The sequence below is a fragment of the Kribbella sp. NPDC051587 genome (assembly GCF_044453945.1).
Taxonomy (GTDB): domain Bacteria; phylum Actinomycetota; class Actinomycetes; order Propionibacteriales; family Kribbellaceae; genus Kribbella.
This window is the reverse complement of the sequence record NZ_JBITDE010000003.1, coordinates 276,497-294,810: the sequence shown is the minus strand read 5'-3', so window position 1 is coordinate 294,810 and position 18,314 is coordinate 276,497. Positions and strand designations below refer to the sequence as shown.

Sequence of the window (18,314 nt, the reverse complement as noted above, 5' to 3'; positions counted from 1 at the left end):
GTTCCGGCCAGCAATGAGTTAAGAATTCCCGGACCCGCCGACACCGCTTACAACGAGTGGCGAGAGCATCAGATACGCCCCCGAAACCAAACCGTGAACACCCCGACCGACAGCCAACACTCAACAGCCAGCACAAGCCAGAGCCATCACCCAACAGCGGCGACCAGCCACCGCACGCGGGGGGTCCGGGGGGCGCAGCCCCTCCGGGCGGGCCCCGGGGGTCGCACCCCCGGAGAACACGACGAACGGAACCAGGCTCGCGCTCTCCGCGAGCACACCTCTCCCATTCCGTTCGTGGGCTGTGAGGGACTCGAACCCCCGACCCCCTCGGTGTAAACGAGGTGCTCTAACCAACTGAGCTAACAGCCCTTGCGACGGCAAACCGTATCACTTGGAGGGACCCAGATTCGCCAAGGCCCTGGCGTAGTCGTCCGGATTTCGTGCGGCCGGCATCGGGTTCAGGACCGACCACCGGATCACCCCGGCACCATCGATCACGAAGGTGGCGCGGCGGGCGCAACCACGCTCGGGGTCGAAGGCGCCGTACGACGTGGCGATCGCGCCGTGCGGCCAGAAGTCGGTGAGCAGGCTGAAGCCGAGCCCCTGGGCGTCGTCGTACGCGCGCAGGCTGAACATCGGGTCACACGAGATCGCCAGGAACTCCGCTGCCGCCAGCAGGTCCGGGCAGTCCCGCAGGGTCGTCAGTTCACCCGTGCAGACCCCACTGAAGGCATACGGATAGAACACCAGTACGACGGGACGCCCGGCGTACTGGCTCAGCCGGATCTCCTCGCCGTGCTGGTTGCGCGTGCTGAAGTCCGGGGCCTGGCTGCCGACGGCAGCAGTCACCTCAGCCTCGGCGGCCCGACTTCGGAACCACCAGTTTGGTCGCCGACCAGTCGTCGGTGACGCTCAGTGTGCTCGTGGTGGACAGGCCGGCGGTCGGAGCGGCCTCGGCGATCTCGCTGCCCTCGACGTACCCGTCCCGGCCGACCTTGGGCGTCATCAGCCAGACGACACCACCGGCCTTCAGGTCGGTGAGGATGTCGAAGAAGGCGTCGACCAGGTCGCCGTCCTCCTCGCGGAACCAGAGCAGTACGACGTCGACCACCTCGTCGGTGTCGTCGTCGACGAACTCCTCGCCGGTGACCGCCCGGATCGCGTCGCGCAGATCCTCGTCGCAGTCGTCGTCGTAGCCGATCTCCTGCACGATCCAGCCGGCCTCCAGGCCGAGCCGGGCCGCCATGTTCGGCTGCTCCTTGCCGTCCGCGTGGTCCGCGGTCGCGCTCACAGGTCCTCCTCCGTGGTCCCGGATTGCCCGGGGGTAGACATCAGTAGCAGTAGTCCATCGTGACGTACCGCGTCGCGCAAGTATGCACGAGGTATCCGTGACGTGTCCGGTATCCGCGCGGCGGGTACTGTCCGTGTCCGCTCAGATCAGGCTCCGGCAACCGTATTCACGCCTGCGGGGAAGCCGAAGTAGAACGCATTCCGAACAGGTGACAGGATTGCGGTTGAAGACAACCAGAGAGAACGGCAGGACACCGTGGCTTCCGGACACGAACCACCAGCCATCATCACCGAGGGGATGCCCACCCAGCTCCCCGACATCGACCCCGACGAGACACGCGAGTGGGTCGAATCGCTCGACGCCGTGCTGGACGAACGCGGCAAGGCGCGGGCGCGGTACCTCATGCTCAAGCTGATCGAGCGGGCGCGAGAACGGCAGGTCGGCGTTCCGGCGCTGCGCAGTACCGACTACATCAACTCGATCCCGCCCGAGCGGGAGCCGTGGTTCCCCGGCGACGAGCACATCGAGCGCCGGATCCGGGCCTTCATCCGCTGGAACGCCGCGGTGATGGTGAGCAAGGCCAACCGCAAGGGACTCGAGGTCGGCGGTCACATCGCCACATACCAGTCCGCGGCCAGCCTCTACGAGGTCGGGTTCAACCACTTCTTCCGGGGCAAGGACCACCCGGGCGGCGGCGACCAGGTCTTCATCCAGGGCCACGCCTCCCCCGGCATGTACGCCCGGGCCTTCCTCGAGGGCCGGCTGAGCGCCGACCAGCTGGACGGGTTCCGCCAGGAGGTGTCGCGCGGCCCGCACAAGGGTCTGTCGTCGTACCCGCACCCGCGGCTGATGCCGGACTTCTGGGAGTACCCGACGGTCTCCATGGGTCTGGCCGCGCTGGACTCGATCTACCAGGCGCGCTTCAACCGGTACCTGCACCACCGCGGCATCAAGGACACCAGCCAGCAGCACGTCTGGACGTTCCTCGGTGACGGCGAGATGGGTGAGCCGGAGTCGCTCGGCGCGATCGGCCTGGCCGCCCGCGAGGAGCTCGACAACCTCACCTTCGTGATCAACTGCAACCTGCAGCAGCTGGACGGTCCCGTCCGCGGCAACGGCAAGGTGATCCAGGAGCTCGAGGCGTTCTTCCGCGGCGCGGGCTGGAACGTCATCAAGGTGGTCTGGGGCCGGGAGTGGGACTCGCTGCTCGCGCAGGACCACGACGGCGCGCTGGTGAACAAGATGAACACCACGCCGGACGGCCAGTTCCAGACCTACTCCGTCGAGTCCGGCGAGTACATCCGGAACAACTTCTTCGGCGGCGACCAGCGGCTCGCGCAGATGGTCAAGAACCTGTCCGACGAGGACCTGCGCAAGCTGCCCCGTGGCGGTCACGACTACCGCAAGGTCTACGCGGCCTTCAAGAGCGCGACCGAGCATGTCGGCCAGCCGACCGTGATCCTGGCCCAGACCGTCAAGGGCTGGACGATCGAGGCGCTGGAGGGCCGCAACGCGACCCACCAGATGAAGAAGCTGACCTCGGACGACCTGAAGACCTTCCGCGACCGGCTCTATCTGCCGATCGAGGACAAGGACCTCGAGGACGCCTACAACCCGCCGTACTACCACCCGGGCAAGGACTCGCCGGAGTACCAGTACATGATGGAGCGGCGGTCCCAGCTCGGCGGCTTCCTGCCCGAGCGGCGGGTCAAGCCGCGGACGCTGACGCTGCCTGGTGACGACGTCTACAAGCCGCTCAGCAAGGGCAACGAGAAGACGCCGGTGGCGACCACGATGGCGCTCGTCCGGCTCTTCCGCGACCTGATGAAGGACCCGGAGATCGGGCACCGGATCGTGCCGATCGCGCCCGACGAGTACCGCACGTTCGGCATGGACTCGATGTTCCCGACGGCGAAGATCTACTCGCCGCACGGTCAGCAGTACGAGGCGGTCGACCGCGCGCTTCTCCTGGCCTACAAGGAGTCCGAGAAGGGTCAGCTGCTGCACGAGGGCATCAGCGAGGCCGGTGCGATGGGCTCGATGATCGCGGCCGGTACGTCGTACGCCACGCACGGCGAGCCGATGATCCCGTTCTACATCTTCTACTCGATGTTCGGGTTCCAGCGGACCGGCGACTCCCTCTGGGCGCTGGGTGACCAGCTCGGCCGCGGCTTCGTGGTCGGCGCCACCGCCGGCCGGACGACGCTGACGGGTGAGGGTCTGCAGCACGCGGACGGTCACTCGCCGCTGCTCGCCTCGTCGAACCCGGCGGCTGTGCACTACGACCCCGCGTTCGCCTACGAGGTCGCGCACATCGTCAAGGACGGCCTGCGCCGGATGTACGGCTACGGGCTGGACAAGGACAAGCCGTACGGCGAGGACATCTTCTACTACCTCACCGTCTACAACGAGCCGGTCGCGCAGCCGGCCGAGCCGAAGGATCTCGACGTCACGGCCCTGCTCAAGGGCATGTACCGCTTCGAGGAGTACCAGACGGCGGCCGGTGACGACGTACCCCGCATCCAGCTGCTCGGCTCGGGTGTCGCACTGCCGTGGATCCGCAAGGCACAGCAGATCCTCGCCGAGGAGTACTCGGTGGCGGCCGACATCTGGTCGGTGACGTCCTGGAACGAGCTGCGCCGCGACGCGATCGCGGCCGAGGAGCACAACCTGCTGCACCCGGACGAGCCGGAGCAGGTGCCGTTCATCACCGAGCAGCTCAAGGACACCAAGGGTCCGGTCGTGGCGGTCAGCGACTTCATGCGCGCCGTCCAGGATCAGATCTCGCGCTGGGTCCCGAACGACTACACGTCGCTCGGTACCGACGGCTGGGGCCTGGCCGACACCCGCGCCGCGGCCCGGCGGCACTTCCAGGTCGACGCCGAGTCGGTCGTCGTCGCGGCTCTGCAGATCCTCGCCAAGCGCGGTGACGTCAAGCCGGAGGTTGCGGCCGAGGCAGCCCGCAAGTACCGGATCGACGACCCGACCGCGGTCGCCGGCGTGAAGCAGGAAGGCGCCGGAGCCTAGTCGCAGAACGATCAGCAGGCCCATCACCCTTGTGCACGGGGAGGTGGGCCTGCTGTCGTTTGCCGGCCGGTCGGTGGACGGCCGGCGGCGGGTGCGGTCGGGCCTGGTGACCCCGGCCGAACCCGGTCGGTGGGAGCCGCGGGCGCTGGCGACAGTGGGCGCCCGCGGCTGGTTTCAGACGATCTCTCAGACGGCGGCGAGCTCCAGTTCGGCGCTGCGTTCGGCGGCTTCGAGTTCACGGACCAGCGGGAGGACGCGGGCGCCGAAGTACTCGATCTCCTCCTGGAAGTGCAGGAAGCCGCCGAGGATCAGGTCGACCCCGCGCCGGCGGTAGGCGACGATACGTTCGGCGATCTGCTCCGGCGTACCGATCAGCTGCGACCGGAAGCCGTCGTTGTACTGGACGAGATCCTCGAACGTCGAGTCCGCCCACATCCCCTTGCCGTCAGGCGCCGACCGGCCGGCCTGGGTCACGGCGTCCCGGAACCCCTCCACCGCCGGTTTGTTGGCCTTGGCAACGATCTCCCGGAGCGTCTCCCGCGCTTCCTTCTCGGTGTCCCGCGCGATGATGAACCCGTTCAGCCCGAACTTCACCTCGCGACCACCACCCGCGTCGCGGGCAACCCGCCGTACGTCGAGAAGCTGTTCGGTGACGCCGTTGAAGTCCTTGCCGTTGGAGAAGTACCAGTCCGAGTGCTTGCCCGCGTTGTCCCGGGCGGCGGATGAGTTGCCGCCCTGGAAGAGCTCGGGGAACACCCCCGGCTTCGGCTTCAGCGTGAAGTCCCGGATCCGGTAGAAGTCGCCGGCGAACTCCACGTTGTCCTCGGTCCACAGCTTGCGCAGTACCTGCAGGAACTCGGCCGACCTCCGGTATCGCTCGTCGTGCTCCAGCCACGGCTCGCCCAACGCGGTGAACTCGCCCTTGAACCAGCCGCTGACCACGTTCACCGCGAACCGCCCACCTGAAAGGTGGTCCGCAGTGGCACCGAACTTTGCCAGTACGCCGGGTTGCCACAACCCGGGATGAACCGCGGCGATCACCTTCAGCCGCTCGGTCGCGAGTAGCAGCGCGAGGCTGAAACTTGTCGACTCGTGCTGGAACTCGGCGCCATAGCTTGCGGTGTAGCGAACCTGGCTGAGTGCGTACTCGAACCCGACCCGCTCGGCCGTCTGCGCGAGCTTCTTGTTGTACTCGAAGTCCCAACTCGTCCGCTGCTCGATGTCACTCGTGACGAGACCACCGCTGACGTTCGGAACCCAGTAGGCGAACTTGACCGCGTCCGCGACGCGCTCGGTCGACATCAGCTGTACCAGGTCGGCTCGGGCAGCTCACCGACGAGCAAGTGCCGGCCGACCTCGCGCCGCTTGTAGGCGACCGGATCGTGCAGCGTGTGCGTCCGGACGTTGCGCCAGAACCGGTCGAGCCCTTCGATCGTGGCGGTCGACCGCGCACCCGTGACCTCGAAGATCCGGCTGGTCACCTCGAGCGCGACCTCGGTCGCACGCGCCTTGACCGCAGCCACGCGCACCTCGTGCTCACCACGCTGCTGCTCGGTGACTTCCCACGCGTTCTCGTGGATCACCTGACCTTCCAGCGCGACCGCGTCGGCGAGCGCTTCGACGGCCCACAGTTTCGACTGCAGATCGCCGTACGCGTCAATGACGGCCGGCTCGTCGACAGCGGTCGCATACCCGCCGTGCAGCCAGGACCGGCTCTTCTCCCGCGTGTAGGTCACCGCGGTCTCCAGGGCACCGCGCGCAATGCCGAGATAAAAGTTCACGAAGACCAATTGGATCGTCGGAACGTTGAGGGTGTTGTAGACCCGCGGCTGGAACGTCTTACCGACGAACCCAGCAGCCTGGTCCCAACCGACCCGGACCTGATTGAGGGTGACCCCGCCACTCTCGGTCAGCCGCTGGCCGATGTTGTCCCAGTCGTCGAGGAAGGTCAGCCCTTCGATGGTGGACGGCACGATCGCGAAGACATGGGTCCCACTGTCAAGCAGCGTGCCCTCCAGGACGGTCACGTCGGAGACCTTGCTACCGGTCGAGAAGCTCTTGCGACCACTGAAGCTGATCGTGTCGCCTTCATCGGTGACGACCACATCAGCGTCGCGCGGATTGACCGCGCCACCAAAGAACCACTTGTTCTTCGTGGCCTGCTCCTCGACCGCCGCGATCTGCTCCTTCGTGCCGACCAACCGCGCGGCCCAGAACCACAACAAGTGATAACCAAGCAGCTGCCCGATCGACCCGTCGGCCTCCGCGACCGTGCGAATCACCTTGTACGCCGTCGGCCAGTTCTGACCGCCGCCGCCATGTTCGGTCGGGCCCAACAACGTGACGAGGCCGGAGTCCTTCAGTAGCTGGACTTCGTCGTACGGCGTAGCGCCGGCGCGGTCGCGTTCAGCCGCGTCGACGGCCAGAATCGCCGCCACCTCGGCGGCGCGCCGGATCCACTCCTGCGGCGTGGACGGCGTGATCTCGGACAGGGCAGGGCGTAGCTCTGAGGTTGACATAAGGGTGAAACTCCTTGTTTCCCAGGGGATTCCGGATGGGTGAACTGAGGCCGACCGCTGGAATCAACACGCCTGAGAGGCGACACGCAGCAGGTCGATGTGGCGGCGCTGCACCAAGATCAACTCGCGAGTCATAACCCTATTGTCGACCCAACAACTAGACATTCGTCAACCACCCCCACCCCCGTCTCACCCCCTGGACCATTTGACCGGAGATCCCCTCGAGTTGCCCCTTCTCCCCTCGAAATTCGAGGGGAGAACCAGCAACCTCAGGGGATATCCGCTGAAATGGGTTATCCACAGATCCTCTGAGCGCGGCCCACAGCGGCGACGGCTGCGGAATGCTTGGACGCATGAATGTGAAGCTCCGGGTGATCGCCGAGCAGCAGGGCGGGGTGTTCAGCCGCCGCCAAGCATTGGCCAGCGGATACACCCCACGTCAGGTTCGCGACCTTCTCGGCAATGGTCGCTGGGTACGGATCCGGCACGGCCAGTACGCCGAACGCCCGGACGAGACCGAGATGCCGGACTGGGAGCGGATCCGACTGCGACATCTGCGGGCGATCCGCGCTGCGATGAACTCGCTGCGACCGGGATCGGTGGCGGTGAGCCATCAGTCGGCGCTCGTCGTACACGGGCTTCCGCTGTGGGGCCTGGACCTCGAACTGGTCCACGTCACCAGACTCGACGGGCAAGCAGGTGGCCTGACCGCCGGCGTTCGGCATCACCTCGGCGTACTCATACCGGCGGACCTGGCCGTCATCGACGGCCTGCTGGTGACGACCGTACCCAGAGCTGTCGTCGAGACCGCCTCCATCGTGCCTTTCGAGTCTGGGGTCGTCGTCGCGGATGCCGCGCTGCGCCGCGGTGCCTTCACAGCGGGCGACCTGGAACGCCTGCAAGGCGCGATCGAGTTCTGGCCAGGGGGTCCGGCGGCACGAGCTGTCCTCCGGTTCGCCGACCCGCTGTCGGAATCGGTCGGCGAATCCCGCGTCCGCGTCCTGATGCACCAGCACGGCCTGCCCGCACCCAAGCTTCAGGTGGAGTTCTACGACGCGGAAGGCTTGATCGGCAGACCCGACTTCTACTTCGATGCCGAGGACAGCGTCGTCGAGTTCGACGGCCTCCTGAAATACTCCAGCGGAGAACCTGAGGTCCTCATCCGCGAGAAACGCCGAGAAGATCGGCTCCGGGCGCTCGGCCTGCACGTCGTCCGTACCGTCTGGTCGGACCTCAGCCGGCCGGACCAACTCGCCGCCACCATCCGCCGCAGCCTCAACCGAGCCCGCCCAGCAGCCTGACCTACTCCCCACCACCTCACCACACCGCCACCGCGCCTCGGCCATCTCAACGGATCTCCCCTGAAATGGCCCCTTCTCCCCTCAAATTTTGGCCAGAGAACCGGCAACTTGAGGGGATCTCCCCTCAAATGGCCGGCGGGAGCGGGGAGAGCCGACGCCGGTACGACGGCCGGCGGCACACGGGTTGACCGGACGCGACCGGGCTCGACCTCGATCGACGGCGCGACCGGACTCGGCCGATGGCGTGACGGGCTCGGCCGATGGCGTGACGGGCTCGGCGGACGGCCTCGGCGGATGGGGTGACCGGGCCGAGCGACGCGGGCGTGCCCGGCAGCCCGGCCTCGGCCCACCCACCTCCACCCGGGCTTGCCACACCTCGGTCATTTCAACGGATCTCCCTTGACGTAGCCCGTTCTCCCCTCAAATTTCGGGCAGAGAACCGGCAACTTCAGGGGATCTCCCCTCAAATGGCCGGAGGGAAGGGGCAGCGAGATGCGTCGGTACGGCGGGGCACGGCGGCTGGGGTGATCGGGCGGGGAAGGGAGTGAGCGAGTGGGGGTGCCTGGGTGGGGCGGGGTGAGGCGGAGTGAGGAGGCTGGGTGGGGTGAGGTCGCTGGGTGAGGTCGCTAGGTGAGGTCGCTGGGTGGGGTCGGTGGGTGGGGAGGGTGGGTGGGGCGGGGGCGGGAAATTGGGTGGGGTGGTGGGGTGGGGTGGATTTAGGGTCGGGGGGTGGTGGAGCTGGTTGAGCCGGATGTGGCGTTGTGGGAGTCGTGGCTGGGGTCGTTGGAGGAGTGGGGGGAGGTGGCGCAGGACGGGTCGGGGTATCACCCGGAGCGAGACCAGGTGCGGAGTGCTGAGGGGTTCGCGGCGTGGGTGAGGTATCTGCGGGAGCGGAGTGACCCGGGGACGCCGATGGAGCCTGGGTTTGTGCATGCGACGCACTGGTGGATCGTCGAGGGTGGTGAGTACCTCGGGGCGATCACGTTGCGGCACCGGTTGACGGAGCAGTTGCTCGAGGGCGGTGGGCATGTCGGGTACGGCGTTCGGCCGTCGGCTCGGGGTCGGGGGCTTGCGGCGTGGGCGCTGGGTGAGGTGGTGAAGCGCGCTCGGGAGCATGGGTTGGAGCGGGTGATGGTGAGTTGCGACGACGCGAATGTCGCCTCGGCGAAGACGATCGAGCGCAACGGCGGTGTGCTCGAGGATGTCCGGGAGACGTGGCTGGGGACGACGCGGCGGTACTGGATCACCACCTGACTGGTCTACCCGAAGTCGTCCGGGGCCGTTGCCGGGTGAACGAGCGGCCACTAAACTTCAGAACTCAGAATCTATCTACGAGATTCCGAAGGATGTGGCGATGCGGGTAGCGCTGGTGGGGCTCGGGGACATCGGTCTGTCCGCGCACCTGCCTGCGCTCCAGCGGCATCCGGCGATCGAGCTCGTCCAGCTCGTGGATCCCGACCCGGAGCGCCGGGCGGCGGTGGCCGAGCTCGACGTCCAGGTGGCCGCCGAGTTCGAAGCCGATGTCGACGGGGTCGTGCTGGCTACTCCCCCATGGGTGACTCCTGAGCTGACCGTCAGCTACGCACAGGCGGGGTTGTTCGTCCTGGCGGAGAAGCCGGTGGCGACCTCGATGGAGGCCGCTCGCATCTACGACAAGCTGGAGCCGGCCGAGCGCGGGCGGGTGCAGGTCGGTCTCACCTACCGCCACGACCCGGCGATCGGTCAGCTGGCCACGTGGATCGCGAACGGCACTCTCGGCGAGACCGTGCTGGTGCGGGCGCATATCTACGACGAGCCGTACCGGCCGGACGACGCCGAACACACCGCGCGGATCACCGCCACGCTCGAGCACGGGTCGCCCGTCGTACACGAAGGTGCGCACGTGTTCGACTGGCTCACCCATCTGCTCGGTGGGCGACCAACCGCCGTCGACGACCGGTGGGCGGTGCGGACGCGTGCCGGGCTGCCCGCGCCGAATCTCACCGGCGCCCGGCTGAGCTACCCCGGCGGCCATCAAGCGCTGGTCGAGTTCGGGTGGTTCACCGCAGCACTCCCCCGGTGCGAGATCAGCGTGCTCGGCGACCGTGGGCTGGCGGTGCTCGACGGCTTCACGTTCGCACTCACCCTGACCACGGCCGAGGGCGAGAAGGTCGTGCGCTTCCCCGGCGACCGGATGACCCGGTGCTTCGATCGGCAACTCGACCGCTTCGTCGCCCTGCACAACGGCGTACCGGCTGAGCCTTCGCTGGACGACGGGATCGCCGCCCTCCAGACTGCCCAACTCGTCGCCGGGAGGGCCGAATGATCCAGTGGCAGCGCACCAACCGCACCGACCTCGTACAACTGTTGCCTGAGGCAATCGTCATCCTGCCGATCGGCGCGACCGAGCAGCACGGGCCGCACTTGGCCACCGGCACCGATTGGATGCTCGCCCAGGCCGTCACCGAACAGGCCGTCCAACAAGTCGGCGACCGCGCCGCCCGCCCGCTCATCGTTGCCCCGCCACTCCCGTACGGCGCGTCCGACCATCACCTCCCGTTCGGCGGCACCCTCTCGCTGAGCCCCGAGACCCTGCTCGCCGTCCTGATCGACCTGGCCCGCTCACTCGCCGCCTCGGGCGGACGCCGGCTCGTCCTGGTCAACGGCCATGGCGGCAACATCGGCGTCTGTCACGCAGCCGCCGCGGCGGCCTCCAGCCGGTACGACGTCAACGTGGCGCACGTGGACTACTGGCGACTCGCCCGTGACATCGGGGACACCCCGGTCCCGGGCCATGCGGGGAGGTTCGAGACCGCGCTGATGCTGGCCCAGGACGAAGCACTCGTCGCTGAACGCCACCCACGCGACGACACACCAGCCGGTCCCATGATCGACGACGTACAGCTGCACACGGCTGAGAGCTGGCGACGGATCGACGGCTACACCGATCAGCCGGAGCGCGCCGATGCCGAGACCGGCCGCGTCTGGTTCGACCAGCTCGCGGTCGCGCTCGGCGACCGGTTACTCGAACTCGCGGAGGCGTTGTGATCGACTTCCACACCCACACCCCAGCGTGGGAGACCGCGACCTGGCTCGGCGGTGCCGCGTTCGGCGCGGACGAGTTCGTCACGTTCATGGACTCGGCCGGGATCGAACAAGCGGTCGTCCTCAGCCACGACGGTCTCTTCGACCCGACCCCGGAATCCAACGATCGTCTCGCCGAGTTCGTGAACCAGTACCCCGACCGCCTCACCGGCTTCGGCACTGTCGCCGTTCGCCGCAAGACCGCCGTACAAGAGGCCGAGCGGATGGTCGGCGAGCTCGGCCTGCGCGGCCTGAAACTCCATCCGTGGCTGCAGGGCTTCAGCATGCACGAGCGCTCGCTGGATCCCATCTGCGAGGTCATCACCGCGGTCGGCGGGGTCCTGCTCAGCCATGACGGCACTCCGCCGTACTCGACGGCCGGCCAGATCGCCGCCCTCGCCCGGCGCCATCCCAAGCTGCGCGTCGTCCTCGGCCACGGCGGCCTGCACGACCTCTGGCGCGAGTCGCTCGCGATGACCCAGGAGACGGAGAACCTCTACCTCTGCCTGTGCGGAACCCCGCCGTACGCCGCCCGCCGCATCCTCGCCGAAGCACCGCCGCACAAGGTCCTCTTCGGTACCGACGCCGGTCTGTCCGAGAAGGCCAGCCAGGACTACGCGGTCGCCCGGGTCAAGGAGATCGACGGCTGGGGCATCACCGACGCCCAACGCCAAGCCATGCTGATCGACAATCCGCGCCGCCTCCTGGACAAACCATGAGCACGATCGCAGCGATCCAAACGGCCGCGATCAGTCTCGAGGCCGACCCCGAGCTACTCGTCCGCGGGGCCAAGGGCGCGCATGACCGGTCGGACTTCCTGCTCGTCCGCGTCATCACCAGCGACGGCATCGAGGGGTACGGCGAAGTCAGCGCGACCCCGCTGTGGTCCGGTGAGGACGGCACTTCGGCCGACCATTTCATCCGCACGGTCATCGCACCGGCTCTGAAAAACAAGCCTCTGACTCCGGTCGGTGCGGCCGACGACCTGATGGACAAGGTCCTGCACGGCAATCCGTTCACCAAGGCCGGCGTCTCGATCGCCCTGTGGGACGCGTTCGCGCGCACCCTCGGCGTACCGCTGGCTGTTGCCCTCGGCGGTCCCTATCGCACCGAGATCCCGATCAAGCTCTCGCTCTCCGGCGACGGCCAGCAGCTCGAACGCGCCTACCGGGCCGCCACCGCCGCGGGCTTCGGTGCCTTCAAGGTGAAGGTTGGCGTAGGCAACGACCTGCAGCGGGTACGGCGTGCGCGCCAACTGGTCGGGGACGCGTTCCTCGGGACCGACGCGAACGGCGGCTGGTCCCGCGCCGACGCGACCCGCATCATCCCCGAACTGGCCGCCCTCCACATCGACTTCGTCGAGCAACCACTCGAACCCCGTGATCTCACCGGTCTCCGCGAGCTCCGGCAGCTGGGTCTCCCGGTGATCGCCGACGAGTCGGTCTTCGGGCTCCACGATCTCCTCGACGTGATCGACGCCCGCGCCGCCGACGTGATCAGCCTGTACGTCGGTAAGTCCGCCGGCCCGGGTCGCGCCGTACAGATGGGTCAACTCGCCGCCGCGCACGGTCTCGACGTACTGATCGGCTCGAACGGTGAACTCGGCATCGGCGCCGCCGCCCAGTTGCACGTCGCGGCCGCGCTGCCCCGGTTGTCGGCGTACCCGAGTGACATCATCGGCGCCCACTACTACACCGAAGACGTGCTGGCGAAGCCGCTGGACAGTGACGGCCGGGTGGTCCGGTTGAGCGGTGAACCCGGCCTGGGAGTGACCTTGCGAGCCGACTTGTTGCGGGAGTTCCGATGATCGTCGACGTCCACGCGCACACCCCGACCCATCGCGATACGGTCCCGGACGACGAGCGGCAGGTGTACACGAGCTGGCGCAACGACCGGCCGGTGGTGACCACGAACACCTGGGCAGAGTACGACGAGGCGATGGCCGCGGCCGATGTGTCGATCGTGTTCAACATCGCGGTCGACGACCCGCTGGCCGCGACCGGCCTCCCGTATCTGCCGGAGCGCTGCAACGACAACACGATCGAGTTCGTCCGGGACAATCCGGCGAAGCGGATCGGCTTCCTGTCGGTCAACCCGACGGCACCCGGTGCACTTGAGGAGGCCGATCGTTGCCGTGAGCAAGGGCTGGTCGGGGTCAAGCTCGGTCCGAACTATCAGAACTTCGACCCGCTCGGTGAACCCGCACTGGCGTTCTACGACTACTGCCAGCAGCACGCGCTGCCGATCCTCTTCCACTCCGGCGCCTCACCTATCCGCGAAGCACCGCTGCGTTACACCTACCCGCTGGTCACCGACGAGATCGCGTTGCGGTACCCGGAGCTGCGGATCGTGATGGCGCACATGGGTCACCCATGGAGCCGCGAAACCGTCGTGACGATCCGCAAGCACCCGCATGTGTACGCCGATGTGTCGTCGATCTACCTGCGTCCGTGGGTGCTGTACCAGTCCCTGATCAACGCGGTCGAGTGGGGCGCGGCCGGCAAGCTACTGCTCGGGTCGGACTTCCCGATCGCCAACACCGGTGAGGCGATCGCGGGCCTGCGCACGGTGAACGACATGCTCGAAGGAACCAAGCTGCCAAGGGTTCCCGACGAGGTGATCGACGGCATCATCCACGCCGATGCCCTCGGCGCGCTCGGTCTGAAGGTGCCCCAGTGATCATCGACGCACACACCCGGATCGGCGACGGCCGCGAGGTCGAGCTCAAACCGGCCGACCTGATCGCCACGATGGATGCCCTCGGCATCGATCAGGCGCTGGTCTCCCCCGGCGAGCGCTGCATCGCCTACGACAACCGCGAAGGCAACGAGAGCACCACCGCGGCCGCCGCGCAATCGAACGGCCGCCTGCTCGCCTACGCCGTCGCCAACCCCTGGCGCGGCCGGGCAGCCGTCGACGAACTCGACCGCGCCCGCGATGCCGGTGCCGTCGCCCTGGCAGTCGACTCCATCCTGCAAGGCTTCGACCTGCTCGACGGGCTCCTCGACCCGCTACTCGACTTCGCCGCGACCGCCGGCTGGTTCGTCTACGTCCGCACCGGTACGCCGGCCACCGCGCTTCCGCTCCCCCTCGCAACCCTCGCCCGGCGCCGTCCCGAGCTGCCCGTCCTGATGGGCAAGAGCGGCGCGACCGACTTCTGGATCGACGCGATCCCCGCTCTGCTGCACGCCCCCAACCTGTACGGCGATACGTCCTACGCACCGTGGGACACCGTCCTCACGGGCTTCCTGGCCGAGCCCGAGATCGGGGCCGGCCGCTTGATGTTCTCGACCGATGCGCCGTACACGGTGCCGGTCGCCGAGGTCGACCGGATCCGTGACTGGCCGATCGACCCCGACCAGAAGGCCGCTGTCCTCGGCGGCAACCTCGCCCGGCTGCTGGCCCCATGACCCCTGAGGAGAACGGCATGACCACCACCACCGAGGTCGGGTCCACCGACGCGTCCCTGCTCGTGCGCGGGGTCTCGCCCGTGCTCGAGGTCCCGTTCACCGCCGACGGCGAGGTCGACTACGCCGGGTTCGAGCGGGTCGTCGAGCATGTGCTGTCGACCGGGGTGACCAGCGTGATGTTTCCCGGCTTCGCGTCGGAGTTCCACAAGCTGTCCGAGGTCGAACGCCGCCGGCTGACCGCGCTTCTGCTGTCACACACGCGCGATCGCGACGACGTGGCCGCGGTGATCGCCGTACAGGATCATGCAACGCGGCTGGCGGCTTCGCGCGCGATGGAGTCGGTGGAGGCCGGGGCGGACCTCATCAACTTGTTGCCGCCGCACTTCCTGTCGCCGTCGCGCAACGCGCTGGCGGATCACGTCCGGACAGTGCTGACAGCGATCGACCCCATCCCGATGGTCCTGCAGTACGCACCGAGCGAGACCGGCACCAGCCTCGACGCCGACCTGCTGCGGTCGATCGCGCAGGACCACCCGAACCTCAGGCTGGTCAAGGTCGAGTCGAGCCCGCCCGGCCCGCTGATCGGCGAGCTCGCGGCCGGTACGCCGTCTCTTGCTGCGCTGGAGGGGTATGCCGGGGTCCAGCTGCCCGATGCGATCCGGCGCGGCGCAGTCGGCACCCAGCCGGGCTGCTCGCTCACTGAGGTGTACGTCGAGATCTGGCGCCGCTTCGCCGCTGGCGACGAGGCCGGCGGGGTCGACCTGCACCGCCGCCTGCTCCCCTACATCTCCTACTGGATGCTCGACACCGAACGCATCATCGCCGCTGAGAAGCTGATCTCCGTCCGCCGCGGCCTCTTCGCGAGCCCCTACTGCCGCGAACCCGCCCACCACCTCGACGCCGAAGAGGTCCGCATGGTCGACCGAGCGTTGGCCGAGTTCGCGGACCTCCTCCCGCCGTTGGGTTGAAGAGCCCGTTCACTCCATCCGGAGACGCGCCGTGAGCGCGTGACCGTACATGAGCTCCGCATCGGCGATGGCAGCCGTCGAGGGCGCGACTATGCCTGCGCCTCCTGGGGTTAGGCGCTGGTAGGTGACGGTCTTGAGGAACTTGCCGACCCAGAGACCGCCGGTGTAGCGCGCGGCGCGGCCGGTGGGCAGGACGTGGTTGGTACCGATCGACTTGTCGGAGAAGGCGACCGTCGACTCGGGGCCGATGAAGAGCGAGCCGTAGTTCCGCAGATTGGTGGCGTACCAGTCGTCGTCGCTGGTCTGGACCTCCAGGTGCTCGGGCGCGTAGGCGTCCGACACCTCGACGGCCTCCTCCCGCGACTCGCAGACCACGACCGTGCCGTGATCCCGCCAGGCACCGCCGGCGACCTCGACGGTCGGCCAGTCCCCGGCCAACCAACGCTCCACCTCCGCGATCACCGCCGTACCGAAGTCGCGCGACGTCGTCACCAGCAACGCCGGGCTGTTGAAGCCGTGCTCGGCCTGGCCGAGCAGGTCGGCGGCGACCAGGCGCGGGTCAGCGGTCTCGTCGGCGATCACGGCGACCTCGGTCGGTCCGGCCAGCAGGTCGATCCCGACCGTGCCGAACAGTTGCCGCTTCGCCTCCGCGACGTACGCGTTCCCAGCACCGACGACCAGGTCAACCGGCGCAACATCCTCAACGCCAAAGGCGAGCGCAGCAAAGGCCTGCACGCCGCCCAGACAGAGGATCACGTCGGCACCGGCCAGGTTCATCGTGTAGAGCTGCGGCCCGTAGATACCCTGTCCGTCCCGCGGCGGCGCGACCGCGACCACGGTGTCCACCCCGGCGACCTTCGGCACGGTCACGGTCATGATCGAGGACGCGATCAACGGATACCGGCCACCCGGCGAATACGAGCCGACCTTGGACACGGGCAGATGCCGATGCCCCAGGACGACGCCGGGCAGGGTCTCGATCTCCAGGTCCTGCAACGTCTCCCGCTGCGCCCGTGCAAACCGCTCGACCTGGCTCCGGGCGAACTCCAACTGCTCGGCAAGCTCGTCATCGACCGTCTCGGCCGCGGCCTTGATCCGGTCCGCCGGTACGACGAACGCGGGCGGCTCCCACCCGTCGAGTTGCGCCGACCACCGGCGGATCGCGGGCTCACCCTCGCGCTCGACCTCGCGCAGGATCCGGCTGACGGTGTCGATCACCTCCTGCTGCCGCTCGACCTTCTGCGGCCAACCGGTCTTGAGGTGCTCAGCCATCGTTCTCCTCCAAGTCAAACAGCAGGCAGGTCGAAACAGCGGGCGATCGCCGCGAAGATACGCGCCGGACGGTCGGCGAGGTAATGGTCGATGACGGACACGAGTGGACCACTGGTCCGCAGCGTCCAGTCGCCGCTCTCCTCGAATCCGCCGTTCCGGATGTCCAGGCCGATCCCTTCGACGTGGTCGACGCCGACGTCGATATAGCGCCCGGCCGTGGCTTGCAGCACGCGCAGCCGGAAGGTCAGCTCGACATCGTTGCGATCAGCAACGTATTTGGTGACGTCGACCGGGCCTTCCATCCCGTCGCCATTGGTCCACACAGGCCACCGTTGTTCGTGCAGATCCATCGTCCAGACGACCGCTCCGTCGATCAGCATCTCGAGCTGATAGACGCCCGGATCGATGCCCGGCGCAAGGAACCAGCGGTGGTACCAGAACGACACCTCGTACCGGTTCAGCCGCGGGTCCACCCGGACGCGCTGCGAGGCGGACGCCGACGACCTGGCCGGGGTCTGCGCCCGGTTGTTGATCAGCGCGAGCCGCCCAACGCCGTACAGGGCCTTGTTGTCTGCCGACGGCGCTGGCCCGTCGTCGAGCTGGGTGCCGTACGCGATGACGCCGGGGATGCGGCCGGCAGCGACGTACTGGGCGGTCGTGGTGAGGGTCGCCGTGCAATAGGCAGGCGTCGCGTGCAGCGGTGCGTCGAGGAAGCGGCCGGTGTAGATCAGCGGGATGAGTTCGAGCCCGCGCGGTTCGGTCAGCTCGAGGATCTCGTCCAGGCAGGCACCGAGCGAGTCAGCGACCGTGGTGTTCTCGTTGCGGCCGTCGAGGAACGGGTAGATGATCCCGTCGACGTACGGCGCGTACTTGTCGAGGAACTCCGGATCGGTCGCCTTGCCGAAGTAGGCGCAGGTGTAGAACCGCAGCTCCGGCCTGATCGCGGCCGCGACGTCCAGGAACTCCCGCATGTACGTCGGCGTGAACAGCTCGGCGTTCTCGCCGACCTCGAAGTCGTCGATCGCCCACGCCGTCAGGTTGGGGTACTTCGTCGCCAACTCCGCGAACGCCCTCGCCCAGCCGACGTAGTCGAGCCGATAAGGACGCGAGGCCCGCCCGTACGACGAGGTCTCGCTCGGCGGGACGATGTACGGGATCACGTCGATCCCGGCGACCGCGGCGGCAGGCAGGAACTCGTCGCGCAGATCGTCGAAGTCGGTCGCGCAGTCCCAGATGCAGAACAGGTAGGTGTTCACCCGCAGCTGCAGCAGGCGGTTGATCAGCGCCGGGGTGTCGAGGTGCCGGTAGCCGTCCGCGCGCGGCGCGCGTTCGCGCAGTGTCGCACCGACGGTGTTACCGCCGGTCAGGGTTGCCTTGATACCACCGGCCGGGACGGGATAAGTACCCATCGAGGACCACCATCTTCGAGAAGGGGAAATCGATTTCAGATTCCCGAAGCGTAG

17 protein-coding genes and 1 tRNA gene are annotated in these 18,314 nt (G+C 67.9%); 10 read left to right on the top strand and 8 right to left on the bottom strand.

Going from position 1 to position 18,314, the window contains the following annotated elements:
• Window positions 1–295: 295 nt before the first annotated feature.
• The 3 genes from ACIA49_RS13600 to ACIA49_RS13590 form a co-directional block, all read right to left on the bottom strand.
• A tRNA-Val gene (locus tag ACIA49_RS13600) sits at window positions 296–369 on the bottom strand.
• Window positions 370–387: 18 nt separating this feature from the next.
• On the bottom strand, window positions 388–849 hold the full coding sequence (locus ACIA49_RS13595) for a peroxiredoxin (protein ID WP_396377446.1): 462 nt from the start codon (window positions 847–849) through the stop codon (window positions 388–390).
• A 1-nt stretch (window position 850) separates the two neighbouring features.
• On the bottom strand, window positions 851–1,291 hold the full coding sequence (locus ACIA49_RS13590; RefSeq protein WP_391549029.1) for a DUF3052 domain-containing protein: 441 nt from the start codon (window positions 1,289–1,291) through the stop codon (window positions 851–853).
• A gap of 297 nt (window positions 1,292–1,588) precedes the next feature.
• Here ACIA49_RS13590 and aceE point away from each other — a divergent pair, with 297 nt between their 5' ends.
• On the top strand, window positions 1,589–4,318 hold the full coding sequence (aceE, locus tag ACIA49_RS13585; RefSeq protein WP_396377840.1) for a pyruvate dehydrogenase (acetyl-transferring), homodimeric type: 2,730 nt from the start codon (window positions 1,589–1,591) through the stop codon (window positions 4,316–4,318).
• A gap of 186 nt (window positions 4,319–4,504) precedes the next feature.
• On the opposite strand, the gene sfnG is transcribed toward aceE, so the two are convergent.
• The 3 genes from sfnG to ACIA49_RS13570 all read right to left on the bottom strand — a co-directional run bounded on the left by sfnG (window position 4,505) and on the right by ACIA49_RS13570 (window position 6,972).
• Window positions 4,505–5,620, bottom strand: a complete 1,116-nt coding sequence (sfnG, locus tag ACIA49_RS13580) for a dimethylsulfone monooxygenase SfnG (protein ID WP_396377445.1) — start codon at window positions 5,618–5,620, stop codon at window positions 4,505–4,507.
• A complete protein-coding gene (locus ACIA49_RS13575) occupies window positions 5,620–6,837 on the bottom strand; it encodes an acyl-CoA dehydrogenase family protein (protein WP_396377444.1) in 1,218 nt (405 codons plus the stop codon). The genes sfnG and ACIA49_RS13575 overlap by 1 nt, the downstream gene beginning before the upstream one ends.
• 63 nt (window positions 6,838–6,900) lie before the next feature.
• Window positions 6,901–6,972: a putative leader peptide gene (locus ACIA49_RS13570; RefSeq protein WP_355465572.1), complete on the bottom strand. Its 72-nt coding sequence runs from the start codon at window positions 6,970–6,972 to the stop codon at window positions 6,901–6,903.
• Between the two features lie 218 nt (window positions 6,973–7,190).
• On the opposite strand from ACIA49_RS13570, the gene ACIA49_RS13565 reads away from it, so the two are divergent.
• The 9 genes from ACIA49_RS13565 to ACIA49_RS13525 all read left to right on the top strand — a co-directional run bounded on the left by ACIA49_RS13565 (window position 7,191) and on the right by ACIA49_RS13525 (window position 15,579).
• Window positions 7,191–8,138, top strand: coding sequence for a type IV toxin-antitoxin system AbiEi family antitoxin domain-containing protein (locus tag ACIA49_RS13565; RefSeq protein ID WP_396377443.1), 948 nt, complete (start codon window positions 7,191–7,193; stop codon window positions 8,136–8,138).
• 729 nt (window positions 8,139–8,867) lie between these two features.
• A complete protein-coding gene (locus ACIA49_RS13560; protein WP_396377442.1) occupies window positions 8,868–9,392 on the top strand; it encodes a GNAT family N-acetyltransferase in 525 nt (174 codons plus the stop codon).
• A 100-nt stretch (window positions 9,393–9,492) separates the two neighbouring features.
• Window positions 9,493–10,443 carry a Gfo/Idh/MocA family protein gene (locus ACIA49_RS13555; protein ID WP_396377441.1) on the top strand — a complete coding sequence of 317 codons (951 nt, stop codon included), beginning with the start codon at window positions 9,493–9,495 and terminating at the stop codon, window positions 10,441–10,443.
• A complete protein-coding gene (locus ACIA49_RS13550; RefSeq protein ID WP_396377440.1) occupies window positions 10,440–11,165 on the top strand; it encodes a creatininase family protein in 726 nt (241 codons plus the stop codon). The genes ACIA49_RS13555 and ACIA49_RS13550 overlap by 4 nt, the downstream gene beginning before the upstream one ends.
• A complete protein-coding gene (locus ACIA49_RS13545; RefSeq protein WP_396377439.1) occupies window positions 11,162–11,920 on the top strand; it encodes an amidohydrolase family protein in 759 nt (252 codons plus the stop codon). Before ACIA49_RS13550 ends, ACIA49_RS13545 begins: the two co-directional genes overlap by 4 nt.
• Window positions 11,917–13,008, top strand: a complete 1,092-nt coding sequence (locus tag ACIA49_RS13540) for a mandelate racemase/muconate lactonizing enzyme family protein (protein ID WP_396377438.1) — start codon at window positions 11,917–11,919, stop codon at window positions 13,006–13,008. The genes ACIA49_RS13545 and ACIA49_RS13540 overlap by 4 nt, the downstream gene beginning before the upstream one ends.
• On the top strand, window positions 13,005–13,880 hold the full coding sequence (locus ACIA49_RS13535; RefSeq protein WP_396377437.1) for an amidohydrolase family protein: 876 nt from the start codon (window positions 13,005–13,007) through the stop codon (window positions 13,878–13,880). Before ACIA49_RS13540 ends, ACIA49_RS13535 begins: the two co-directional genes overlap by 4 nt.
• On the top strand, window positions 13,877–14,611 hold the full coding sequence (locus tag ACIA49_RS13530) for an amidohydrolase family protein (protein ID WP_396377436.1): 735 nt from the start codon (window positions 13,877–13,879) through the stop codon (window positions 14,609–14,611). The genes ACIA49_RS13535 and ACIA49_RS13530 overlap by 4 nt, the downstream gene beginning before the upstream one ends.
• Before the next feature lie 17 nt (window positions 14,612–14,628).
• Window positions 14,629–15,579, top strand: coding sequence for a dihydrodipicolinate synthase family protein (locus ACIA49_RS13525; protein WP_396377435.1), 951 nt, complete (start codon window positions 14,629–14,631; stop codon window positions 15,577–15,579).
• A 9-nt stretch (window positions 15,580–15,588) separates the two neighbouring features.
• On the opposite strand, the gene hisD is transcribed toward ACIA49_RS13525, so the two are convergent.
• Entirely contained in the window at window positions 15,589–16,851 is a 1,263-nt protein-coding gene (gene hisD / locus ACIA49_RS13520) for a histidinol dehydrogenase (RefSeq protein WP_396377434.1), read from the bottom strand.
• 14 nt (window positions 16,852–16,865) lie between these two features.
• Window positions 16,866–18,260, bottom strand: coding sequence for a hypothetical protein (locus ACIA49_RS13515; protein WP_396377433.1), 1,395 nt, complete (start codon window positions 18,258–18,260; stop codon window positions 16,866–16,868).
• Between the last annotated feature and the right edge of the window lie 54 nt (window positions 18,261–18,314).